Origin of the sequence: Pyxidicoccus sp. MSG2, from assembly GCF_026626705.1 — a bacterium.
Classification (GTDB): domain Bacteria; phylum Myxococcota; class Myxococcia; order Myxococcales; family Myxococcaceae; genus Myxococcus.
Map to the genome: position 1 here is coordinate 10,374,359 of NZ_JAPNKC010000001.1, position 23,514 is coordinate 10,397,872.

Consider the following 23,514-nt stretch of genomic DNA (forward strand, 5'->3'; position numbering starts at 1 on the left):
TCACTCCATCTCCAGCCGCTCGTAGGCGATGGTGAGCTCTTCAATCGCCACGTCCGTGCCCTTCGCGTTGAAGGGGCCGGACACGTGCTTGATGATGCGGGCGCGGAGCAGCTTCCACGTCTGCACCACCGCGGTGTGGTCCTCGTTCTGGAGCTGGATGGTGACGGTGCGCAGCGCGCTGGCGTCGCCGTTGCGCAGCTGGTCCAGCCACTTGTAGAGGCTGAGCGAGCCAATCACCCCGCGCTTCATGGTGACGTCCGTCGCCTTGTTCAGGCCCGTAATCTTGCGGACGCTGTTCTCCTTCTCGTTGCCGTTGCGGTACTCCGCGACGGTGACCTCCATGCCCACGTTGGAGATTTCCTGGAAGCCCGCGTCCGGCCCATCGGTGGTGCCGGTGCCCAGGTCGACCAGGAAGTTGAACTGCACATAGGGGCGATCACGAAAGACGGCCATGGTTGGTCTCCAGGAGGGTTACTTCCGGTCGCCGGTCCACTGGCCGATGCGGAAGATGACGAACTCGGCCGGGCGCAGCGGCGCCACGCCGATGAGGCAGACCAGACGGCCGTTATCCAGGTCGTTCTGGCTCATGGTGCTGCGGTCGCACTTCACGAAGTACGCCTTGTCCGGCTTGTCTCCGAGCAGCGCGCCCGACTGCCACTCGTTGAGCATGAAGTCTTCAATCGTCCGCCGGACGTTCGCCCACAGCTGCTCGCCGTTCGGCTCGAACACCGCCCACTGGGTGCCCTTGTCGATGGAGCGCTCCAGGTAGGCGAAGTAGCGGCGCAGGTTGACGTACTTCCACTCGGGGTCCGACGACGTGGTGCGCGCGCCCCACAGCCGGTTGCCGCGGCCCTCGAAGAAGCGGAAGGCGTTGATGCCCTCGGGATTGAGCACCTCCTGCTGCGCCTTGCTCAGGTTGGCCTCGAAGCCGAGCGCCAGGTTGACGACTTCGTTGGCGGGAGCCTTGTAGACGGCGCGGTTGACGTCGTTGCGCGCGTAGATGCCGGCCACGAAGCCGCTGGGCGGCAGGAAGATGGGCTGGCGCGTGACGGGGTCCAGCACCTTCACCCACGGGTAGTAGAGCGCCGCGTAGCTGGAGTCGATCTTCGCGCGCAGCGCACGCACCTGCGACAGCGTCTGCCCGTTGCCGCTGTCCAGCACGGCGATGCGGTACTTCATCCGCTGCGCGTGGGAGATGAGCAGGTTGACGATGCTGGCCGCGTCGTTCGCGTAGCCGTTCTCGTACCCGAAGGTGGAGCCCGGCGCGGCGACGATGGAGATGTCCTCCAGGTCCTCGAACTGCACCAGGCCCGTCTTCCGGGTGGTGTTGACGATCTGCTGGCCCTTGTAGTCGTCCGAGTTGGGACGCTCGCCGTCGCTGCCGCCCTTGAGCAGCGCCTCCAGCGAGCGCTGGGACTCGGGCGAGTCCGTGTTCTCCAGCGCGTCGTCCAGCGGCGGGCTCATGACCGGGCTGGCGAGGCTTGCGTCCATGAAGGCCTGCGCCACGCCGAGGCCGTCGGTGATTTCCTGTACGGAGATGATGATGGGCAGGTCGCGGTTCTTCGCCGTGTCCGTCGCGTCGTAGCCGAAGCGCGAGGACAGCGAGTCCTCCGCCCCGGCGCGCGAGTGCTTCGGGTCCAGCGCGAGCCCGTCCCAGGTCTGCGCGGACGCCGGGTCGTCCGTGGGAATCACCGTCACCGCTACGGTGACGACGCGGATGTCGTAGCCGTCGCTCTCGTGGATGGTGTTGAGGAAGATGGAGGTTGCGCCCTGGGTGAACTTCCAGTCCTGCGCGTCCTGGTCCCACTCGGCCAGGTACAGCGAGCCGGTGCCCGCGGGCGCGACGATGGGCGAGCGGATGTCGCGAATCATCACCACGTCGCGCTCCAGCAGCGCCCCCACGCGCGGGATGCCCGCGTCGAAGGAGAGGACGTTCTGTCCCACTCGCAGCGTGAAGCGCACGCGCAGGTTGCCGGCCGAGCCCGGGTAGCGGGCCGTCAGCGCGAGCGTCTTCTGCTTGTCGGTGGCGGTGAGGTCCAGCAGCGTGCGGGCGTGGCCGTCCTTGTACTCGGTGGCCACCGCGGTGCCGCCGCCCAGGTCGATGCTGGGGTCGATGCCCGTGTAGGCCGAGCCTCCGCTGCCATCCGGCTTGCGGTACACGCGGCTCACGTAGAGTCGCTTGCCGCCCTCCTCGAAGAAGGCGCGCACGGCATGCCAGGTGTAGTTGTGGAGCGAGCCGATCGTCTTGAAGGCGAGCTGCCGGCGGTTGCCGTAGATGCGCTCGAACTCCACCACGCTGGTGATGAGCTCCGGCTCCAGGTCCACCGGCCCGTAGCGTGTCGGTCCGATGAAGCCCGTGGTGGTGGTGCTCACGCCCTCGATGGACTTGGCGCGGAAGCTGGTCTCTTCGATGAATACGCCAGGGGCAAGATATTCGGGCATCGGTCTTTCCTAGGGAGTTGGACCCGTGGGGGTGATCCACAGTCGAGAGCCCGGTGCGTCCTGGGTCCGCAGGACGAGCTCCTGGCCGTAGCGCAGCGTTGACTCGAGCAGCTCCAGCGGGCTGCCCGTGTCGGCCCACACCCCCACCGGGGGCTGGGACAGCGTGAGGCACACGTCCGGCAGCTCGGGCACGGGCGTGTGGCGGGCGTAGTGGACGCGCACCTGCAGCGCCCACTCCTGCTCCAGCAGTGGCGGGCCCGCGGGGAGGCTGGACGCGTCCATCGCCGAGCCCGGCGCGAAGTCCACGGGCTCCGGGTACTGGAAGAAGAGGGCGAGCCGGCCGCCTTCGTCCGCGATGCCGCGCACGGTGGCGCCCCCGGTGACGGTGGCCTCCACGTACGCCCACGCCGCGGGGATGCGCGCCTGGATGTCCCACAGCTCGGCGCGCAGCACGGCCAGCGGCACGGCGGCCTGGCGCGCGGGCGCGGAGAACAGCGGCACGGAGGGTCCGTCCCCCGGGGACAGCGGCGACAGCGGCGACAGGGGCGAGGTGATGCAGTCCGGCGCGAAGAGGCCGCGGTGGGGCAATTGCGCGCGGAAGGCGCAGGGCAGGAAGCGCCCCAGCGTGTCCACGACTTCGACGATGTAGGGCCTGCGGGCGGGGAGGGCGGCCCACCAGGCGTCGGTGCCCGCGTCGCCGTCGCCGTACTCCAGGTGCCTCAGACCGGGCAGGTCCATGAGGACGTGGACGCCGGAGCGGTTGACGACGGAGGCCTTGCGCGCGGCGGGCAGCGTCTCCGGGTAGGCGGAGACTTGCAGGCCATCACCGACGAGGGCGCCGGTGGCCTCGTCGTGGAAGCGCACGCCCAGCGGGGTGATGCGCGACAGCCGCTCCATGACGTGGATGGGCGGCCTCATCGCTCGGTCAACCTCCCCGGCGCGAGGACGCGCGTCTGCACGGGGCCGGCCTCTTCGTCGGCGATGGCGGATTCGATTCCCACCATGCGTGCGATGTACGTGGCGGAGACCTGGATGTTGGGCTCGCCCGGCTTCCAGATGTTGAGCATGTCCTGGATGGATAGCGGGTCGTAGACGAGCGTCACCGTCTCCTCGGGGAGGAAGGTGTCCGTCTCGGGCGTGCCGTAGTGGTTGAGGAAGCTGGCGGTGAGGGTGGGCGTGTCCTCGAGCTGGCGCATGGCCCAGCCGAGGAGCCGGTGCTGCTTCACGGCCGTCTTCGCCCACGGCGTGAGGAGGTAATAGAGGTCCAGCGGCAGGGGCCTGCGGGTGCGGCGGCCCTGCGAGTCCACGCGGCCGGGGAGGTTGCGGCGCACGGTGCTGGGCATGACGCGGTAGAGGAAGAGGGAGACGCCCTCGTCCATGGGGGCCTTGAAGTCAGACGCCTGGTAGAGGCGGAACTTGGCGCCCTCGAACTCCGGCTTGGGGCAGGACTGCTCCAGCAGGGCAAGCACCCCCTGTCCCACCGCCGAAATCGCCGCGTACGTCGCCAACAGCCGCTCCCCCGGGCCAGGCCGAGCCCCCTGTCCGCCCACACCCCCGTGGTGCGGCGAAATCGTCGGAGGGCGGACAGCAACGCGCGTGCCCGCGCGCTTGGGCGTGCGGATCGGAGTGATCCCGCACACTTGAAGAGAGCGGCCGGGAGCGCGCGGCGGGGGGAGTGGGAGGGAAACGTCCACCCTCGCGAGCAACCCCAGGAGATCACAGCGGAAGAAGGGTGGACGAAAACCTCCACCCCATCGAGAGAACAGCCGAGGGGCAGGAACGCTGGAAACTTCCAGCGAACAAGCCTTGCTGGCTGGGGTGAATCCCGTTCTGGTAGTGACGGCGCTGCAAAGACAGACAGCGGCGCGTCTGTCTTTGGATTCGGGTCCGCGCTACGGGCGCCTGAGCAGGCGTTCTCTCCATCCCGCCGTCCCGCCCAGGCCACCCACCGAGCGCCCGCTCCCGCCTCCGTTGAACCCCTGCGCCACGAGCGCCCGCCAAGCCTCCTCGGGTCCCCGAGCGCGCGCCCGGTGCCCAGATTCCCAGGGGGTCCGCCCTCGGGGGAGAGATGCTGGAGCTTCCGGGCTACCAGGAGGTCCAATCGGTCTACAGCGGGCCCCGTTACGAGGTCTTCCGCGTGCGGACGGACAAGGGTGCGTCCCATGTCGTGAAGACCGTGCGTCCCGGTCCCCTCGCGGACAGCAGCGCCGACATGCTTCGCCATGAGCACGCGATGCTCGTGGAGCTGCGCGACGTCCCGGGCGTCTCGCGGACCCTCGGGCTCGTGGACCTGGCGGGGCTCCCGGCGCTCGTCCTCGAGGACGCGGGGCCGTACTCCCTCCAGGAATGGCTGCGCCGGGGCCCGCCGCCCGTGGAGGCCTTCCTGGAGCTGGCCATCGGGCTCTCGGATGTGCTGGGCGCGCTGCACCGCAAGCACGTCATCCACCGCGACCTCAACCCCGCCAACCTCGTCGTGGCACCGGACGCTCGGCGCCTCGTCCTCATCGACTTCGACCTGTCCACGCGCGTCCCGGGCCTCGTCCAGGCGATGGGCATTCCCGGGGGCTTCGAGGGGACGCTCCAGTACATCGCCCCCGAGCAGACCGGACGGATGAACCGCCTGGTGGACCACCGCGCCGACCTCTACGCCATGGGGGCGACGTTCTACGAGATGCTCACCGGCGAGGCGCCCTTCCTCTCGGCGGACCCCGCGGAGCTCGTCCACGCGCTCCTCGCGAAGCCGCCCGTGCCTCCCTCCGAAAGGGACCCCCAGCTCCCGGCAGTGCTCTCGGAGATGGTGATGAAGCTGCTCGCGAAGGTGCCCGAAGAGCGCTACCAGAGCGCCCGGGCGCTGGCGGCGGACCTCCGCGAGGCCGAGCGGCGATGGCACGAGTCGGGCAGCATCGCCCCCTTCGAGCTGGGGCGACACGACCGGGCGCGGGAGCTCGTGATTCCCGACACACTCTTCGGGCGGGAGCGCGAGCTGGCGGCCCTGGACGCCGCGCTGGCCCGCGTCCGCGAGGGAGCAGGCGCGTGCGTGCTGGTGAAGGGGCTCGCGGGAAGCGGCAAGTCCTCGCTCGCGCGGGCGGTCCACGGACGGGTGTCGGGGTGGGGGAGGTTCCTCTGCGGCGGCTGCGCTCCGCTCCGGGGCCACGTGCCCTTTGCGCCCTGGGTGGAGGCCTTCCGGTGCCTCGTTGGGGGGCTCCAGGAGGAAGCGCCAGAGGCCGTGGCCGCATTGCGCAGCCGCGTCCAGGAGGCGCTCGGCACGCGGGGGCGCGTCCTCACCTCGCTGCTCCCCGGCCTGGAGGCACTCATCGGCGAGCAGCCCCCGGTCGTGGTGCTCGGGCCGAAGGAGGCGGAGAGCCGCTTCCACCTCGCCTTCCAGTCCTTCCTCCACGCCCTCGCCACGCGAGAGCACCCGCTCGTGCTGTGGCTGGATGACCTCCAGTGGGCGGACGCGGCCTCGCTCGCCCTGCTCGAGCGCGTCGTGCTGGACCCGGACCTGCACCACCTGCTGCTGCTGGGCGCGTACCGCCCCGAGGAGGCGGGCCCCACCCATCCCCTCGCGCGCACGCTGGAGTCCCTCCGAGGGGCGGGCGTGGACTTCCAGTCACTGGAACTGGCGCCGCTGGACCTGACCGCGTTGGAGTCACTCTGCGGCGACACGCTCCGCTGCGGCCCCGAGCGCGCGAGCCCCCTGGCGAGGTGCGTGCTGGAGAAGACCGCGGGCAACCCCTTCTTCGTCCATTCCTTCCTCAGGCACCTGCACCGCACGGGGCTGCTGACCTTCGACGTGGAGCGGGGCACGTGGGAGTGGGACCTGGACCGCATCGAGAAGGCGGAAGTCACGGAGAACGTGATCGAGCTGATGCTGGCAACCATCCACCACCTCCCGGAGCGCACCCAGCGCCTCCTGAAGGTGGCGGCCTGCATGCGGGGCCCGGTGGACCTGTGGCTGCTTGCCGCGGTGGTGGGCGCGCCCGTCGAGGACACGGCCGCGGACCTCTGGAGCGCCATCCGCGAGGGCCTCCTCGTCCCGGTGGGGGACGTCCCCCGCTTCCACCCCACGCATGAAGACACTTCCGTCCCGGTGGCGGCCCGGCACGCGAACTACCGCTTCGTGCATGGCCGCGTGCAGCAGGCCGCATACTCGCTGCTGGCGGAGGACGAGCGCAGGCGGCTGCACCGGGACCTCGGACTGCAGCTCTGGGCGGAAGCCTCCGAGTCCGAAGTGGAGCAGCGGTTGTTCGAGGTGGTGGACCACCTCAACCAGGGCGCGGAGCGCGGGGCTTCCGAGGCGGAGCGGCACTGGCTCGCCGACCTCAACCTGCGCGCGGGCCGCAAGTCCCGGGATGCGTCGGCCTTCGACGCCGCGCTCGCCTGGTTCCTGCGCGCGCTGGAGCTGCTGACGCCGGAGGCGTGGCACTCCCATCGCGAGCGGATGTTCCGCCTGCACCGGGACGCGGCGGAGTGCGCGCAGCTCACGGGGGACGGCCCCCTGGCCGAGTCCCTCCTCGAGGCGGCGATGGCGCACGCGGCGACCCCCGTGGAGAAGGCGGACCTCTTCGGGCTGCGGATGAGCGCGTGCACCCTGCGGCGCGCGCACAGGGAGGCCCTCCACTGGGGAAGGCAGGGCCTGCGGCTGCTCGGCCTGGAGCTGCCGGAGGGTGACGCCACGGAGGCCTTCCAGGCGGAGTTCGCGAAGGTGGCGGAGTACCGGCGGGGCCGCTCGGACGGAGAGCTGCTCGCGGCGCCGCCCATGACGGACCCGGCGCTGCTGGCGTGCATGCAGTTGTTGATGAACGCGGGGGTGGCGGCGTGGTTCTCCGACCCGCCGCTGTTCTCCTTCATCTACACGCGCATGCTCAACCTCACGCTTGAGCACGGCAACTCGGTGTACTCGGCCTATGCCTACGTGTGCTTCGGCATCATCTTCGGAGAGGTGCGGGGCGACTTCGCGTCGGGCCACCCGTTCAGCCGTCTGGGCGTGGAGCTGAGCCGGCGCACGGCGAATCCTCGCGAGGAGTGCCGGGTCCTGTCCGCGTTCCTGTTCTACGTGCACCACTGGCGCGAGCCACTGCGCTCCGCCCTGCCGCTGTTGCGCCGGGGCGTCACCGCCGGACTGGAGAGCGGGGAGCCGCAGTTCGTCGCCTACCTGCTGGCGAGCACGGCCTTCACGCGGCTGCGCATGGGCACGGAGCTGGGCCGCGTGCGAGCGGAGGTGGAGTCCGGCCTGGCCTTCGACCGGAAGAGCGGGCAGCACGCCATGGCCGACGTGCACCTCGCGGTGCGCCAGGCGGTGCGGTGCCTCCAGGGGCGGACGCGCGAGCGCGCGGGCTTCGACGACGACGGCTTCGACGCGCGGGCCTTCGAGGACTCCGCGCGGAGAGACCCCACCATCCTCTGCCAGTACGAGGTCCTGCGCCTCCAGACGTCGTACCTGCTGGGAGACCTGGTGGGGGCGCGGAAGTGGGCGCGGGCGGCGGAGGCGCACCTGCCCTTCGTGCGCTGGCTCTTCACCGCCACCGAGCACGCCTTCTACGCGGCGCTGACGCTGGCGGCGAGCGAGGAGGACGCCCCCGCCGGGGAGCGCGAGTCGCTCGTGGCGCGGCTGGAGCAGGACCACCGGCGGCTCGGCGCGTGGGCGGAGTCCAGCCCGGGCAACTTCCGCCATCGCCACCTTCTGGTGTCCGCGGAGCTGGCGCGGGTGAAGGTGCGCCACAACGAGGCGATGACGCTCTACGACGAGGCCATCGACCTGGCGCGTGAAGAAGGCTTCCCACAGGACGAGGCGCTCGCCAACGCGCTGGCCGGCCGGCTCTACCACGCGCTGGGCCGCCGCAAGGTGGCCACGCTCTACCTGCGGGCCGCGCGGGAGGGCTTCGCCCGCTGGGGCGCGAAGGACGTGGTGGCCATGCTCCAGGAGGAGTTCCCGGACGTCCAGGCTCCGGAGATGGGCTCCTGGGATCGGCCGGTGACGCCGCCGGGCGAGGAGCCTCGCGGGGCGGCGCTGGATTTGCTGAGCATCCTGAAGGCGGCGCAGACGCTGTCGGGAGAGATGGCGCTGGAGCGGCTCCTGGAGAAGCTGATGGCGGTGTGCCTGGAGGCGGCGGGCGCGCAGCGGGGCGCGCTGGTGCTGGAGTCCCAGGGGGCGCTGGTGCTGCACGCGGTGGGGACGGTGTCGGAGCCGGTGGACCTGGTCCGCCAGCCGCTCGCGGAGGCGCGGCAGGTGCCGGACTCGCTCATCGGCCACGCGTACCGCACGGGGGACCTGGTCGTCCTCGGCGACGCCGCGCACCAGGGGCGCTTCGTGTCGGATGCCTACGTGGCGCGCGAGCGGGTGAAGTCGGCGCTGGCGGTGCCCATCCGCCGGCACGCGAGGACGGTGGGGGTGCTGTACCTGGAGAACAACCTGGCCACGCAGGCCTTCAAGCCGGACCGCGTGCAGGTGCTCCAGTTGCTGTCCTCGCAGATGGCCATCTCCCTGGAGAACAGCCTGCTCTTCGAGGAGCGGAAGCAGGCGGAGGAGTCGGTCCGCTTCCTGGCGGAGTGCAGCATGGTGCTCGCCGAATCGCTGGACTTCGAGGCGACGCTGATGCGTGTGGCCCGCCTGGCGTCGCCCGTCCTGGGGGACGGCTGTACCATCGACGTGGTGGACGAGGACGGCGGCTTGCGCCGCGTCGTCACGATGCACGCGGACCCGGCGCTGGAGGCGGTCGCCCGGGAACTGCATCGGGACTACCCGCCCGACTGGAATTCACCTCATCCGTCCACGTGGGCGATGAAGACGAAGCAGCCGCTGCTGCTCCCGGAGGTGTCCGAAAGCATCCTGACGTCGATGTGCCGGGACGCGCGGCACGCCAGCCTCATCCGCTCCCTCCGCGCCCGGACGTTGATGGCGGTGCCGCTCCTCGCCCGGGGACGGACGTTGGGGGCCATCACCTTCATCTGCGCCAGTCCGGGGCGGCGCTACAACGCCTCGGACCTGGCGCTGGCGCAGGACCTGGCGCGCCGGGCCGCCATCTCCCTGGACAACGCGCGGCTGTATCGCGAGTCCCAGCAGGCCATCCACCTGCGCGACGAGTTCCTCTCCATCGCCGCCCACGAGCTGTACACGCCCATCACCGCGCTCCAGCTCTCCGTGCAGGGGCTGTCGCGGGGCGGGGCGGCGGCGTCACCGGAGACGGTGCTGCGCACCGCCAGGACGACGCAGGCGCAGACGCGCCGGCTGGCCCACCTCGTCGACGAGCTGCTGGACGTGTCGCGCATCCAGACGGGCCGCCTCCACCTGCACCTGGAGTCGGTGGACCTCGTCGCCGTCGTGCGGGACGTGGTGGAGGGAATGAAAGACGCCTTCACGCGGGCCCAGAGTCCGCTGAGCCTCCATCTGGACAGCACGTGCGCGGGAAGGTGGGACCGCGTCCGGCTGGAGCAGGTGGTGACGAACCTCCTGTCCAATGCGCTCAAGTTCGGCGCCGGGCGGCCCATCGAGGTTCGGCTGGAGGAGGAGGACGGCCGCGCCTGGCTGGAGGTGGTGGACCAGGGCATCGGCATTCCTCCGGCGCGGCTGCCCTTCATCTTCGGGCGCTTCGAGCGGGCCGTCTCGTCGCGGGAGTACGGGGGCCTGGGCCTGGGCCTCTTCATCGTGAGGGAGATTGTCTCCGCGCTGGGTGGCCGGGTGTCGGTGGAGAGCACGCAGGGCCAGGGCTCCCGCTTCACCGTGGAGCTGCCCAGGACGGGGCCGCCCGACGCGCGCGAGGCCCCGGAGCCGGTGGCCCAGGCCTGAAGCCCGGCCGCTGCTAGCGCGAGCGCGCGGCAGAGGGCATCATCTCCAAGAGCATCGGCAGGTGTTCCTCCTCCAGTCGCCTCCCCGGCCGGGTGCACAGCAGGAAGAGCGCGCAGTTCTCCACCTCGCGCACGTTGCCCGGCCGAAGCGTTTCTGCCTACGCCACCCTGTTCCGGACCTGCGTCTTCCCGGGCGCATCGAAGAGATTCGGTAGGGCCTTGGGGGTTATTCCGAGGCTACGGAGCAGTTCGTCAGCGATGTACCAAGCCAGGAGTGGAGGCACGCTGTTTCCGATCTGGCGGAAGGCTGGATTCATCGTGCCGGCGAAGCGGAATCCATCGGGGAACGACTGGAGGCGCGCGGCTTCCCGCACCGAGATCACCCGCTGCTGAGCCGAGTCGTAGTGGATGTGGCTGTATGTGTCTTTGCCGAGATGGGCCATCAGAGTTCGCGCGGGCTCATTGGCAGCCAACTTGCGCCATTTGTTGGGGAACTTTCCCGGATCGTACGGAGGAACGTAGTCAGCCTTGAGGCTCAAGTAGTCGGCTGCGCCCTCCAGCAGGGTGGTGCCAGCCCTCCGGCGTTTCCCCAGCTCCTTCTGGAACAGATCCATGGCTCGCGCATGGGCCTTCGGGTAGTCCTCACCCGGCTCCATGGCCTTGAAGAGCCGATAGTCCCGCTGGGTCAGGCAGCGGGTCACGTGATCCCTGAGGCGCCCATCGGACTTGAATTCAGGCCATTCCCTCATGAACCGTGCGTAGGCGCTGTGTGGGAGCTTCGTATGCGGAACTTGTCCATCCAGGTAACGTGCGCCGCGCCGATCCCGATTGTGCAGGTGATCCGTCAGTTCGGGCAGATCTGCCAGTGCTTCGTAGGCCGTCACGGCAGGGGGCGCGTCGACGTCGGCCACAGGGGGCGGCACGTACCAGGACCCCTTGCCCGAGGTCTTTGCCAGGACGTTCTTCAGGGCCACCATCCGGCTGCTGGAGTACCCCCGCGGGAAATCAACCTTCCGTGTCGGCACGGGGAAGCTGGGGTCGCCGCCGGTCTCCTTATGGACGGCGACGAGGAAGAACCTTTCGCGCATTTGCGGAACGCCGTAACTCGCGGCGTTCAGGAGGGTATAGGCACAGCGGTAGCCCATGGCCGCAAGCGACTCGCAGATTTCATCCCCCAGATTGTGCCCGCCCCAGTTGAGGATGTCGGGGACGTTCTCCATGACGAGAGCCAGCGGCTTGAGCGCTCGGACATACTGGAGGTAGGGCACATAGAGCGTGGCCCGGGGGTCCTGCTTGAAGGCTTCGGGATGTTGGAACACCTCGCGGAGCTTCGCCCTGCCAACCCGCGTGAAGGCCGGACACGGCGGACCGCCGACGATCAGATCGACACCCTTGTCGGGGGAGTGCTTCTGCAAGAACTCAAGAAGTTCTTTGGGCTTGTGCCGCAGGATGTCCTTGGCCATGGCGTGCCGGGCGTCCGGCGAGGCGCCACCTGACGAATGAAAGTTCAGCGCGTGCGACTCGGCTGCATGGCCGTCGACTTCCACCCCACCGACGCTGACACATCCCGCGCTGACGAAGCCGAGTGTGAGCCCACCACACCCGGAGAACAGGTCCAGCAGTCGAGGTGGCTCCCCCTTGCCTATCCTCGCGAGTTTCGCCTCGATGCCTGGAACCATGCCATCCGGGCTTATACCGCAGGGCCTCCGTGCGTCACGTTTCCCGGCGTGCTGTTCCAGCCTGGAAATCACGGGCGCTTCCACTTCTTCGTGCTTCGACGCACGACCGTAGAGTGCTTCGCATCCGCGTTTCGGAGGTCTTCCATCCAGCGTTCCTCCATGTCCCCCTCGCCCGCCAGCGGGGTGACCTGGACGACCCGCCACGACGAGAGCGCTGACCAAGCCTCGTCCCGGAGTGCATGGCGGACATACTCCACGAGAACCTGAAGGGACTCGAAGACTTGGTGTTCCCAGAAGCGGCAGACTCGCCAGCCCTCTTCTTCGAGCAGAAGCGTCTGTCGGCGATCTCGCCTCACGTTCTCCTGCAACTTGGACGACCAGAACTCGTCGCGCGTTCGGGGGCGCACATAGTGCTCGGGGCACCCATGCCAGAAGCAGCCATCGATGAAGACGGCGACCTTCAGTTTGGGGAACACCACATCGGGCCTTCCATGGGGAGTCCGGGCATGTAGTCGGAAGCGCAGTCCAGCGCGCCAGAGCGCTGAGCGAAGCAGCCGCTCCGGGGAGGTGTCACGACCGCGGATCCGCGACATCTGTTCGGAACGAGAGAGGGCCATATGTGAATCCTACCCATGGGATTGCATCAACCCTTGTAACACTGCTGGGTAGGGCAGCGCCAGGCGCATCGATGTCCCGGCATCCGATGATTGTTTCGCGCGTGCCTGGGCAGGTGGCCTGTTGGCTGTAGCGCTGCAGGCTCGCAGGTAGCGAGGCATTTCGTTCCCGTGGATGTCGCCCTCGACCCATCGATCATGTCGCCCTCGACCCATCTATCTGGAGGCTTCAGCAGATTGGCGCCGCACGAGAGGGACTTGTGAGCCCTCGCCTGATTGGCTGCCCACCTCATCGCTGAGCGGCTTCTTGGCAACAGGGGAAACCAGGTAAGATGGAATAGACTCGCCGTTGGGGGAGCTGCTTGTCCTACTCGGGGAGTGGGTGCTGTCTCCTTTGTGTGATCCGGGGAAGGCGAGGAAGCGTTGCGCAAGGTTGGCCAGGTCGTGTTGGGGGACGACTACGAAATTGCCGAGCCGAGGGCATCGTCCATGCTTGAGGCGCTGCGAGCGGTCGGCTACAGCGTGCAGACTGCGCTGGCGGACCTGATCGACAACAGCATCACGGCGGGCGCACGCAATGTCTGGCTCACCTTCCATTGGAATGGCGAGGACTCGTACATCACCTTGAGGGACGACGGCCGGGGGATGTCTGAGGCCGAACTGGCGGATGCCATGCGCCCAGGCAATCGCAGCCCGCTGGATGAGCGGGAGCCGCATGACCTCGGGCGTTTCGGTCTGGGCCTGAAGACGTCCTCATTCTCGCAGGCACGTCGGCTCTCGGTTGCCACGCTCAAGGCTCGTGGCAGGCGTGCCATACGGCGTTGGGATCTCGATTATGTAAGGGAAAGCAGCGAGTGGCGTCTGCTCAAGACAGAGGCTCCAGGCTCCGCGGCTCGACTATCCGCGTTGGATGGACATCAGCAGGGAACGCTTGTCCTATGGGAGCAGATGGATCGCATCGTCGGGAAGGTACGAAAGGACGATGCTCAGGCTCAGAGCAGGTTCCTGGCTCTGGCCCGTACCGTGGGGAGGCACCTCGCCATGGTCTTCCACAGGTACCTTGAAGCAGGAGAGGGACGTCCGTCCCTTCGAATCTACCTCAACGGTCACGATACCGGCTCCCTGATCCGTCCGTGGGACCCCTTCCTCTCCTCGCATGTGACCACATACCAGTTTCCTGAGGAGGTACTGACACTCCGAGGCGAGCAGGTTCATGTGACGGGCTACGTCCTGCCGCACAAGGATCGCATGACGGAGGACGGGTATGAGGCGGCTGCGGGTCCGGGAGGATGGAACACCCAACAGGGATTCTACGTATACCGGGAGCGTCGCCTGCTGGTGGCGGGAGGATGGCTCAGTCTGGGGTATGCCAACGAGGAGCACTACAGGCTGGCCAGGCTGAAGGTGGATATCCCCAACTCGACGGATGCCGAGTGGGAGATCGATGTCAAGAAGTCGCGCGCCAAGCCCCCTGCGGAGCTGGAGGAACGGCTGAGAGAGTTGGCAGATACGATTCGCAAGAGAGCCCGGGAGGTGTTCGTCCACCGGGGCGCGCGCGGACGCACAGCCGGGGTTCAAGAAATCGATGATGCCTGGGAGTCGGTGACCCGGCGCGGCAGGCTTGGCTACCGCATTGACAGGGAACATCCACTCGTGAAGTTCGTCATCGACCGGCAGGGGAGTGACCAGAAACCGCTCAAAGCACTTCTCCGCCTGCTCGAGGAAACCGTGCCAGTGCAGCGCATCTGGCTGGATGCGGCCGAGAAGCCCGAGGCTCATGCGGCCGCGTTTGAGGACGAACCGCCAGCGAAGGTTGCAGAGGTGATTGAGGAACTCTTCAAGTCACTGCGCGCCGTTGGGGAATCGGTGGAGTCCGCTCGGGAGCGACTCCGTACCATGCGCCCGTTCGAGCAGTACGCGAAGACCATCAACGAACTGGGCTCGAAGAAGCCTTGATGCGGTCATCCACGAATAGCCCTTGAAGGGATTGAATCAATGAATACCGCCTACGACAGTGCGTGGACTATCGCACAGGTGCTGATCAAGGGGCATGTGCAGCAGGGACAGGCACTGACCCGCGAGATGATTGCAGCGAAGGTCGACATCGCGCTCCAGATGGACGCAGCGCTCAAGAACGAGGTTGATCGAGAACGCCTCGTTGCTGACCTCGAGTCCTCATTCACCGTGTGGATGGGTAGTTCGGTGACCTTGGAGAACAACGAGGATCACGTCGCCTGGTTAACCAGCCTCAAGACAAGCATCGAGTGGAAGTTCTGGAAGAGATACCAACGCCTCCTCCAGCAGAAGCGCTGGGCTGCTGCAAGCATCGACAAGCTTGGTGAGTTGACCGACGAAACGCTCGGTAGGCTTGAAAATCCGGAGCGCAAGGGCATGTGGAGCCGGCGGGGGCTGGTCGTCGGGCATGTGCAATCGGGAAAGACTGCTAACTACACAGGACTTATCTGCAAGGCGGCGGATGCGGGCTACAAGGTCATCATCGTGCTTGCAGGCATCCACAAGAGTCTGCGTAGTCAGACGCAGATCCGATTGGATGAGGGCTTCCTCGGGTACGAGAGCAAAGACGAGTCAGTTGAAGGTTCGACTCCCAAACCCATCGGAGTCGGTCAGATCGACCCCAGCATTCGTGCGAACACCATCACGACGCGGGCTGACGACGGCGATTTCAAGATGAGTGTCCGGCGCAATTTCCACATCGGGCCCGGAGGTATTCCGCTTCTGTTCGTCGTCAAGAAGAACGCGCGCGTGCTGGCGAACCTGAACTCATGGGTTGAGCGATTTGCCCAGAAGACACTCACGGTTGGCGGTGTGGAAAGGCGTGTCGTTCCGGATGTGCCTCTTCTGGTCATTGACGACGAGGCTGACCACGCGTCAATCGATACCCGGGCCCAGGAGTTCGATGATGAGGGGCGTCCCGACCCCGACCACGACCCGACCGCCATCAACAAGCAGATTCGAAAGTTGCTCCACCTTTTTGAGCGGAATGCTTACGTCGGCTACACGGCCACTCCGTTTGCCAACATCTTCATCCACGATGCTGGCCAGACCGAAGAGTACGGTGAGGATCTGTTCCCGAGGAGTTTCATTACGAATCTGCCCGCTCCGTCTGACTATGTCGGTCCGGTTCGTGTCTTCGGTCTGGACCCCGACCCCTCGCTGAATGTCGAGGAGCAGGAACCGCTCGGACTCATCCGAGACATCTCCGATCATGCCGATTCGATCGCCGCTGGCGAGCGGAATGGTTGGATGCCTCCCGTTCACAAGAAGGAGCACAAACCCCGGTATAAAGAAAAGAACGAGTTGCCGCCGTCCCTGCGTGCGGCGCTTTACTCCTTCGTGCTCGCGTGTGCGGCACGCCGAGCGCGTGGGCAACTCAAAGAGCATAATTCGATGCTCGTGCATGTGACCCGCTTCACCGATGTGCAGAAGGAGGTCTTCGGGCAAGTCAAGCAGGTGCTCAAGACCTTGCAGGACCATCTGGAACTGGGTGGGGCTGCTGGTATCACCGGTATGCTCACGGAGTTGCGGCGCCTCTGGGAAGAGGACTTCGTTCCTACTACCCGCTCCATCAACGACCCTGCACTAACAGTTCTCTCATGGTCCCAGGTCGCTCCGCACCTCAAGGCGGCAGTGGCTGGCATCAAGGTCAAGCAGATCAACGGCACGGCAGGGGACGTACTCGATTACGAAGAGTACCGGGCGACGGGCCTAAGCGTCATTGCGGTGGGAGGGGACAAGCTCGCGCGAGGTCTGACGTTGGAGGGGCTTACCGTGAGCTACTTCCTGCGGGCCTCCCGGATGTACGACACTCTCATGCAAATGGGCCGCTGGTTTGGCTACAGGCCCGGCTACCTGGACCTCTGTCGCCTTTACATGACACAGGAACTTGATGAGTGGTTCCAGCACATAACAAACGCGAGCGAGGAACTGCGGCAGGAGTTCGACCAGATGGCGGCTGTCAATGGGTCTCCATCTGACTATGGACTCAAAGTTCGTTCGCACTCAACTCTGCTAATTACGTCTCCAGTCAAGATGAGAAATGGAGTTGATCTTCAAATCTCGTTCGCTGGGAGTATTGTCGAGACAACCAACTTCGTCCCCCGACCTGAGGCGCTGGAGTACAATCGGGCCGCTACTGTTAGGTTTCTTGAGAAGCTAGGTGTGCGTGACCCGGGATGGACTCAATCACGTCCGAGTGGCATCGAAGAGTGGAAGAACTCATTTGTATGGCAGGATGTGTCGGCTGTGAGTGTTGCTGCATTCCTGGCTACCCTTCATGTGCCGGCAAGCTCTACCAAGGCAGTAGGGGCATTGATTGCCGAGTTTATTAATCAGCAAATTCAGCAAGGTGAGCTGACACGTTGGACGGTTGTGCTTTTTGGTGGTGGCGAGGGACCGGAAAATACACTTGCGGGACTGCCGGTCAAGCTGACGCAACGGCGGGCCAAGAGTAAAGACCCTCAGAATGGCCTGTATACAATTCGCCGCCTGGTCAGCCCCAAGGATGAAGCTATCGACATTGATGCGGTTGCTTATGAGCAGGCGCTCCTGCTGACCAAAGAGAATTTTCGCCGTCACCGTGACGCCGGCCGTACAAGGCAAGTCAAGGAGCCGGAAATTCCCAGCGGCCCCTTCATTCGGAACGTGCGTCGCAAGGACCGGGGCCTCCTGATCATTTATCCACTGGATCCAGCTGCCGATACGAGCAATATGCTCCAAGCCAAAGTGACGCCTATCGGTTGGGCAGTTAGCTTCCCTTCGTCCGAAACCGCAGCGATGGTGCCATACCGAGTCAATAATGTTTACTGGGAACAGCAATATGGGAGTTTGAAGTGAAATCCGTCGAAGCGGCTTGGGCACTTATTGCTGATGAACCTAAGCGCCAAGTCGGGCTTGTTGCGCGACGCATTCATCCCGAGGCCTCGCTGGAAATCTATGCGGGCCTAGACAGACCATCAGACGTCCCGGTCGTCTGCATCCATGTACGGCCCGCTGCGCTTCGCGTGGTCGGAGAATTCCCATCGTCTGCGGGTTTCGTGCTGCAGCGGGAGAGCAATCCGCATCCCGGTCCTGACTCGGTCCGGCTGAGTCTCTGGCTCGCGGCTCCGTTATATCGTGATGTCTTCGGAGTTCTTGCGCAGGATGTCGTCGACAGCATTGCGCAAGCCTCGGATCAGCGAGCGGCCGTCGCGACATTCGTTGAAAGGCTCCGGCGGTGGCAAGAGTTCCTCGAGCGGCACGGTCCGGAGGGGTTGGGCGCCCATGCCCAGCGCGGTCTGTATGGCGAACTCTGGTTCCTGCGTCAGCAAGCCATTCCCCTAAAGGGGGCCGACATTGCCATCTCTGCATGGACGGGGCCTGAGCGTAGCAATCAGGATTTCCAGTTCGCCGGATGCGCCGTGGAGGTCAAGACAACTGCAAGTAATCCGCACCACCAAGTGGTGATCTCCAACATCCGACAATTGGATGAGACGCATGTTCCAGCCCTACTGCTGCTGCATGTGGCACTTGAAGTACGTCACGATGCAGGAGAGACGCTCGTGGGCATCGTTGAGTCGATACGAGCCTTGCTGCGGCCACACTCCCAACCCCTGTCGCTGTTCGAGGAGAAACTCCGGAGTTGGGGGTACCTCGATGTCCACGCGGTTCACTACGCAGATGCTGCTTACGTCGTGCGCGGGCATTGCTTTTATCACGTGACGGGCAGCTTCCCCCGGCTCATCGAATCGGACATCCCCGATGGGGTCGGAGACGTCCGTTACTCCGTCGTGCTAGCGGCTTGCGCCCACTACCAACTGGCTTCGGAAGAAGCCGCTGCACTCCTGGCTGGGAAGTGACAAATGTCCTTGAGTCCAGAGATTCTTGGCTTTGCCCGCGAGTTCCACGCTGAAGTTGTCTCCGCCGCTAGAGGAGAAATGGCAAGCCAGAGCAGTGCATCTCAAGAGGTCGAGTTCAAGGAAAACGCCTTCACTGAGCGAGTGATGGAAATCATCGCGGAAGCCGGCGCCGTCAGTGGCGGCCATGCCTGCTACTTCCGAAAGGAACTCGGGAACCGCCAACTGAAGGTGAATGGCTACAACGTGAGTGACGACGAAGAGCAACTCGACGTCATCACCAGCATCTACAAGGATTCCCCTGCGCCTGCGGTACTCCGAATGACGGAGGTGTACCAGACCATCCAGCGCGCTTTGCACTTCGTCAACGCGGCGGCGGGTGGGCTTTCGAGCAAGATGGAGCAGGCTCATCCCGCGCATGACATGGCTGATCGGGTCAATGCTCTGTTCTCGACGGGCAGTGTGCGGCGTGTCAACGTCATCGTGCTTACTGATTGCGTCGTGCGCGAGCACCAGCCGCAAAAGGCGCTGAAGATCAGCAAGCATGACCGGATCGAAGTACGTGCGGACATATGGGACATCGAGCGTCTGTGTCGAAGCATGAGCTCGGGGCGTGTCCGAGAGACCATCGAAATCGATTTCGTAGAGGAATTCGGGCACGCCATTCCCTGCCTGCCGGTTCCAATCTCCGATGGAGAGTACGGAGCCTATCTGGCAGTGGTGCCGGGCGAAGTTCTCTACAAGTTGTACGACGAGTATGGGGAACGACTCCTAGAACTCAACGTGCGCTCCTTCCTCCAGGCTCGTGGCAAGATCAATCGCGGGATTCGTGACACCTTGCTGAAGGAACCCCAACTCTTTTTTGCCTACAACAATGGCATCACTGCGGTCGCGGAGGACGTGAAGACGACACTGCAGCCCGATGGCTCTACAGCCCTTGCATGGGTGCGGGGGCTGCAAATCGTCAACGGCGGCCAGACGACGGCCTCCATCCACCGGGCTGGCAAGAAAGACCAGGCGGAACTCTCGGGAGTATTCGTGCAGATGAAGCTCTCCCAGGTACGTGAAGAGCTCCTGGACACGCTTGTTCCGCGCATTTCCCTGTACGCAAACAGCCAGAACAAGGTGAATGATGCCGACTTCTCGGCAAACGACCTGTTTCATCAGAAGTTGGAGAGTCTCTCGCGCACGATCTGGGCGCCGGGTGAGCAGAGCCGTTGGTTTTATGAACGAGCCCGTGGCCAGTACCAGGTCGCTCGAGGAAAAGCGGCGACACCTGCTCAACAACGACAATTCGACAGCATCCACCCTACGTCGCAAATGTTCACGAAGACAGATCTCGCTGCTTTCGAGCACAGCTGGGGTCAATGTCCCCACCTCGTCAGCAGGGGGGCGCAGAAGAACTTCGTGGAGTTCATGTTGCTTCTCAAGGAGCAACACCCCGACTTTGTCCCGGACGAACATTACTTCACCCAGCTTGTGGCCAAGGCCATCATCTTCCGCGAGGCACAGGCGCTTGCACGCGAAGCTCGTATTGCCGCGTATAAAGCGAACGTCGTCACCTATGCTGTTGCGTATCTCGGTGCGCGGCTGGGCGCACGACTGGACCTCGATGAGCTCTGGCGAGCCCAGAGTCTAACTCCTCAGTTGCAAGAGGCCCTTCGTGGGCTCCTCACCCCTGTTGAAGGCGCCATCAAGCGCACGGCAGGTGAGAGAAACGTCACGGAGTGGTGCAAGAAGGAGGAGTGCTGGAAGGCCATCAAGGCCATGGACCTGCCACTTCCTTCAAGCTTGTTGGGGCTGGCGAATGTTGCGCGCGCGAGCAAGAAGGGTGGGGTGAAAGAAGCCCAGGAGAACCTCCGTAGGTTGCCGGTACCCAAGCTTGCGCAAGCCGTGAATACCGTCTTGAGCGGCCTTGTCCAAACAGGGCAGGGGCGCGATACATCTTTGATTGCGGTCGCGCTTGCAAAGGCCCTGACGCCGGCAGGGCTTGAGGTTATCAACAACGTATCGTCCGGGGGGACTCTCTGGGTAGTTGGTGGGGCAGAGCTCGCTCCGGTGATGAGAGAAGTACGCGAACACGGTCTCCGCGCCGTGTTTCGCGAAGGCGGAGGGCGCGCAACCGAGCACCGCCCTGCGTGGTATATTGACGGCTGAAGGGCGTTGATGGTGCAGGCGAATGGGCGGCGCTGAGGGACGGACGCTTCCTGGGTTGATCGCTGCCGCCGAGCTGACCGGATGACTCTCACAGAGGTTATGAGGAATCAGCCGGCGGGCTTGCACCGGACCACAGGCGGATGATTGCGCGCCTCGCACGCAACCGTCTGGGCGCGCGTCCGATACTGAAGGCAACTCCGCTGAAGCGCTGGGTTCCCGCAGACCCCCGTCGCGTGAGCCGTCGCGCCGCCACAGACCGGACTCCAAGTGGAAATCGGAGCGGCGCGGTGCGCGAAGCCTCAGCGCGAGCGCGCCTTCAGCCCATGCCGCCGCATCAGCTCGAAGAACGCGCGCCGGTGCTTGCCGCTGGCCCGCGCCGCCGCGGCGATGTTGCCCTCGTGCTCCGTGAGGGACTCCTCCACCCACGCCTTCTCGAAGGCCTCCACCACCCGCCGCTTCGCCGACTGGAACGACTCGCGCGACTGGCGCTGCGCCTCCAGTCGCGCGGCCGACGGCATCACCTCCGAGAGCAGTGGCAGGTGCTCCACCTCCACCCGCCTCCCCGGCCGGGTGCACAGCAGGAAGCGCGCGCAGTTCTCCACCTCGCGCACGTTGCCCGGCCACGAATACGCGAGCAGCCGCTCCAGTGCCTCCGCCGTGAAGGACACCGGCGCCTGGCCATACTCCGCCGCGTAGTGCTCCAGGAAGTGCTCCAGCAGGGGAGGGATGTCCTCCGGCCGCTCCCGCAGCGGCGGCACCTCGATGGGCAGCACCCGCAGCCGGAAGAACAAGTCGAACCGGAAGTTCCCCGCCTGCGTCTCCGTGAGCAGGTCCGCGTTGGTGGCGGCGACGATGCGCACGTTCGAGCGGTGCAGCTTCGAGTCCCCCAGCGGTCGGTACTCCTTCTGCTGGATGAGCCGCAAGAGCTTCACCTGGTTCGCCAGCGGCAGCGCGTCCACCTCGTCCAGGAACAGTGTCCCGCCCTCCGCCTCCGCCACCAGCCCCCGGTTGCGGGAGCGCGCCCCGGTGAAGGCTCCACCCACGTGTCCGAACAGCTCGTTCTCGAAGAGGTCCGCGGGCAGCGCGCCGCAGTTGACGGGGATGAAGGGGTGGGGCGCGCGCTGGCTCTGCTCGTGGATGCGCCGCGCGTACAACTCCTTGCCGACGCCGCTCGGCCCCTGGATGAGGACTTCCGCGTCATTCAGCGCCGCCGCGGCGACCAGCGCCAGCAGACGCTCATGGACCGGACTGAGTCCAAGGATGGTGATCATGTGCGAGCCCCCCCGCGACACCCGAACGCTAGCGACCTTCCAGACTCCTTCAAGAAAACAACATGTCTCGAAATGTCGGAGAAAGTCGCGACGTTCATCATCCTATCCGTGGGATGGGGACCCGCCTGACAACCCGATCGAGCACACACGGATTGAACGGGCTTCGCGGATTTTCTTCCCTCACGACAGGCCCGCGGGCCTCAGTCGTGGGTGCCGATGTGCTGGTCGCCGTGGGCGTCACAGACCCAGTGGAAGGCGCAGGAGCACGCCACGGCGCGGGCGCGCGTACAGCAGCGGCCGCCAAAGTGCTCCGGCAGCGCAATGGCGTCATCGTCCGGAGGAGGCTCGGGCAGCAGCAGCGGCTCCACGAAGTCCTCGATGCGCTCACAGCCCCCAAACTCGTCGAACATGGCCGACCTCCAGGCTCACGAGCGTCAAGGTAGAGAGGGGGTCTGACAGGTGGGGCCGCGGCGGCGGCGGGCGGGGCCGTCCGGCCTGCCGTCCTGCAAGCATCAAAGTGGCCTCTGTCCGGGGGTGGATCCTTCCATGGGTGAACGCCTGCCGGGCGGACTGTGGGGAAGTGAACCCGTTGCGGCGGGTGCAAGTGGGCGGCATGGAAGAAGCTGGGGTCCAGGCCGGTCAAAGAGGCGGAGGTGTGGCGGCCATGCGCAGGGAACGGCGGATCATCGGCGTCTTCGGATCAGGCAAGGAGGACCACGAGGAACGGGTCGTCCCGCTCGTCCGGTGGATCGCCGAGGCGGGGTTCGACCTGCTCACCGGAGCAGGGAGCGGCGTCATGCGCGTGGCGGCGGATGCCTTCGTCCAGGTGGAGGGCCGGCGGGGCATCTCCATCGGCATCGTCCCGGGCACGGTGGACGGGGGGGAGTACCGGCCCCGCTCCGGCTACCCCAACCCCGGCGTGGAGCTGGCCATCTACACCCACCTGCCGCTCAGCGGCGAGCAGGGCACGGATCCGCTGAGCCGCAACCACATCAACGTCCTCACCCCCCACGCCCTGGTGGCGCTGCCGGGCGGGGCGGGCACCGCCGCCGAGGCCGCCCTGGCCCTGCGCTATGGCAAGCCCGTCATCCTCTACGGCCCCCCGGAGGCCTTCCGCCGCTTCCACTCGGAGCTGGAGCGCACGGACTCCCTGGAGCGGGTAGCCGAGTTCATCCGGGACGCCGTCCGGGAGCCAGTTCGCCTGTCTGCCCACTAGCGGTTACAAACCGTCTAGAATGGTACACAGGGGGGAGACGGGTAGAACCGCCGAAGAAACGGGCGGTCACACCGTTTCTCGTGCGCCCACATGATCAGTGCCCAACATCCGCTCGCCAGCTGGTTCCTCGTGGTCTCGGTGACCTTCTTCCTGCTGGTCTACGCGCTGCCGCTGCTGCTGATGCCGCTGACGTGGGCGCGCTGGTTCGGGTGGAAGGCGCAGGAGGGCAATACCGACCTCACGGTGTACTTCGGGCGCTGCCTGGGCGCGGTGGCGCTGGCCATCATCGGCACGGTGGTGCGCTACATCCCGGACCCGGGGAGCCAGCCGGCGCTGTTCGAACTCATCGGCCTGGTGTGCGTGGGCATGGTGGTGGTGCACGTCTGGGGCTTCCTGAGGAAGGCCCAGCCGTTGTCGGAGACGGTGGAGATCTTCTTCTACGCGGTGGTGGGCGTGGTGGCGGTGTATATCCGCTTCGGGATGCTGGCCTGAGGGAGC

15 protein-coding genes are annotated in these 23,514 nt (G+C 65.9%); 7 read left to right on the forward strand and 8 right to left on the reverse strand.

What is annotated here, in order from left to right:
• Genes OV427_RS40490 through OV427_RS40505 form a run of 4 tightly spaced genes read right to left on the reverse strand, consistent with a single transcriptional unit; the run spans position 1 to position 3,950 of the window.
• Positions 1–453 (reverse strand): phage tail protein, encoded by a 453-nt coding sequence (locus OV427_RS40490; RefSeq protein WP_267861576.1) that lies wholly within the window; start codon positions 451–453, stop codon positions 1–3.
• Between the two features lie 18 nt (positions 454–471).
• Positions 472–2,442 carry a phage tail sheath family protein gene (locus OV427_RS40495; protein WP_267861577.1) on the reverse strand — a complete coding sequence of 657 codons (1,971 nt, stop codon included), beginning with the start codon at positions 2,440–2,442 and terminating at the stop codon, positions 472–474.
• Between the two features lie 9 nt (positions 2,443–2,451).
• Positions 2,452–3,360, reverse strand: coding sequence for a hypothetical protein (locus tag OV427_RS40500; protein ID WP_267861578.1), 909 nt, complete (start codon positions 3,358–3,360; stop codon positions 2,452–2,454).
• Positions 3,357–3,950, reverse strand: a complete 594-nt coding sequence (locus OV427_RS40505) for a Pvc16 family protein (RefSeq protein WP_267861579.1) — start codon at positions 3,948–3,950, stop codon at positions 3,357–3,359. The genes OV427_RS40500 and OV427_RS40505 overlap by 4 nt, the downstream gene beginning before the upstream one ends.
• A 560-nt stretch (positions 3,951–4,510) precedes the next feature.
• Here OV427_RS40505 and OV427_RS40510 point away from each other — a divergent pair.
• Positions 4,511–10,228 (forward strand): ATP-binding sensor histidine kinase, encoded by a 5,718-nt coding sequence (locus OV427_RS40510; protein WP_267861580.1) that lies wholly within the window; start codon positions 4,511–4,513, stop codon positions 10,226–10,228.
• A gap of 157 nt (positions 10,229–10,385) precedes the next feature.
• Here OV427_RS40510 and OV427_RS40515 read toward each other — a convergent pair whose 3' ends face one another.
• Both OV427_RS40515 and OV427_RS40520 read right to left on the reverse strand, forming a co-directional pair.
• Positions 10,386–11,978, reverse strand: a complete 1,593-nt coding sequence (locus OV427_RS40515) for a DNA cytosine methyltransferase (RefSeq protein ID WP_267861581.1) — start codon at positions 11,976–11,978, stop codon at positions 10,386–10,388.
• Positions 11,975–12,523, reverse strand: a complete 549-nt coding sequence (locus OV427_RS40520) for a very short patch repair endonuclease (protein WP_267861582.1) — start codon at positions 12,521–12,523, stop codon at positions 11,975–11,977. Before OV427_RS40520 ends, OV427_RS40515 begins: the two co-directional genes overlap by 4 nt.
• A gap of 420 nt (positions 12,524–12,943) precedes the next feature.
• Between OV427_RS40520 and OV427_RS40525 the strand changes: the two genes are divergently transcribed.
• Genes OV427_RS40525 through OV427_RS40540 form a run of 4 tightly spaced genes read left to right on the forward strand, consistent with a single transcriptional unit; the run spans position 12,944 to position 20,529 of the window.
• On the forward strand, positions 12,944–14,476 hold the full coding sequence (locus tag OV427_RS40525; RefSeq protein ID WP_267861583.1) for an ATP-binding protein: 1,533 nt from the start codon (positions 12,944–12,946) through the stop codon (positions 14,474–14,476).
• A gap of 39 nt (positions 14,477–14,515) precedes the next feature.
• On the forward strand, positions 14,516–17,374 hold the full coding sequence (locus OV427_RS40530; protein ID WP_267861584.1) for a Z1 domain-containing protein: 2,859 nt from the start codon (positions 14,516–14,518) through the stop codon (positions 17,372–17,374).
• Positions 17,371–18,375, forward strand: a complete 1,005-nt coding sequence (locus OV427_RS40535) for a PD-(D/E)XK motif protein (protein ID WP_267861585.1) — start codon at positions 17,371–17,373, stop codon at positions 18,373–18,375. Before OV427_RS40530 ends, OV427_RS40535 begins: the two co-directional genes overlap by 4 nt.
• 3 nt (positions 18,376–18,378) lie before the next feature.
• Complete coding sequence (locus OV427_RS40540) at positions 18,379–20,529, forward strand: AIPR family protein (protein ID WP_267861586.1); 2,151 nt, start codon at positions 18,379–18,381, stop codon at positions 20,527–20,529.
• 299 nt (positions 20,530–20,828) lie between these two features.
• Here OV427_RS40540 and OV427_RS40545 read toward each other — a convergent pair whose 3' ends face one another.
• Both OV427_RS40545 and OV427_RS40550 read right to left on the reverse strand, forming a co-directional pair.
• Positions 20,829–21,800 carry a sigma 54-interacting transcriptional regulator gene (locus OV427_RS40545; protein WP_267861587.1) on the reverse strand — a complete coding sequence of 324 codons (972 nt, stop codon included), beginning with the start codon at positions 21,798–21,800 and terminating at the stop codon, positions 20,829–20,831.
• 200 nt (positions 21,801–22,000) lie between these two features.
• Positions 22,001–22,210 (reverse strand): hypothetical protein, encoded by a 210-nt coding sequence (locus OV427_RS40550; RefSeq protein ID WP_267861588.1) that lies wholly within the window; start codon positions 22,208–22,210, stop codon positions 22,001–22,003.
• Between the two features lie 254 nt (positions 22,211–22,464).
• Between OV427_RS40550 and OV427_RS40555 the strand changes: the two genes are divergently transcribed.
• Positions 22,465–23,016, forward strand: a complete 552-nt coding sequence (locus tag OV427_RS40555; RefSeq protein WP_267861589.1) for a molybdenum cofactor carrier protein — start codon at positions 22,465–22,467, stop codon at positions 23,014–23,016.
• Positions 23,017–23,106: 90 nt separating this feature from the next.
• Positions 23,107–23,508 carry a hypothetical protein gene (locus tag OV427_RS40560; protein ID WP_267861590.1) on the forward strand — a complete coding sequence of 134 codons (402 nt, stop codon included), beginning with the start codon at positions 23,107–23,109 and terminating at the stop codon, positions 23,506–23,508.
• Positions 23,509–23,514 lie beyond the last annotated feature (6 nt).

Bases quoted from the DNA above. Each gene is read 5' to 3' on its own strand.
- OV427_RS40490 (WP_267861576.1), bottom strand. From the start codon at position 453: ATGGCCGTCTTTCGTGATCGCCCCTATGTGCAGTTCAACTTCCTGGTC.
- OV427_RS40495 (WP_267861577.1), bottom strand. From the start codon at position 2,442: ATGCCCGAATATCTTGCCCCTGGCGTATTCATCGAAGAGACCAGCTTC.
- OV427_RS40500 (WP_267861578.1), bottom strand. From the start codon at position 3,360: ATGAGGCCGCCCATCCACGTCATGGAGCGGCTGTCGCGCATCACCCCG.
- OV427_RS40510 (WP_267861580.1), top strand. From the start codon at position 4,511: ATGCTGGAGCTTCCGGGCTACCAGGAGGTCCAATCGGTCTACAGCGGG.
- OV427_RS40520 (WP_267861582.1), bottom strand. From the start codon at position 12,523: ATGGCCCTCTCTCGTTCCGAACAGATGTCGCGGATCCGCGGTCGTGAC.
- OV427_RS40530 (WP_267861584.1), top strand. From the start codon at position 14,516: ATGAATACCGCCTACGACAGTGCGTGGACTATCGCACAGGTGCTGATC.
- OV427_RS40540 (WP_267861586.1), top strand. From the start codon at position 18,379: ATGTCCTTGAGTCCAGAGATTCTTGGCTTTGCCCGCGAGTTCCACGCT.
- OV427_RS40545 (WP_267861587.1), bottom strand. From the start codon at position 21,800: ATGATCACCATCCTTGGACTCAGTCCGGTCCATGAGCGTCTGCTGGCG.
- OV427_RS40550 (WP_267861588.1), bottom strand. From the start codon at position 22,210: ATGTTCGACGAGTTTGGGGGCTGTGAGCGCATCGAGGACTTCGTGGAG.
- OV427_RS40555 (WP_267861589.1), top strand. From the start codon at position 22,465: ATGCGCAGGGAACGGCGGATCATCGGCGTCTTCGGATCAGGCAAGGAG.
- OV427_RS40560 (WP_267861590.1), top strand. From the start codon at position 23,107: ATGATCAGTGCCCAACATCCGCTCGCCAGCTGGTTCCTCGTGGTCTCG.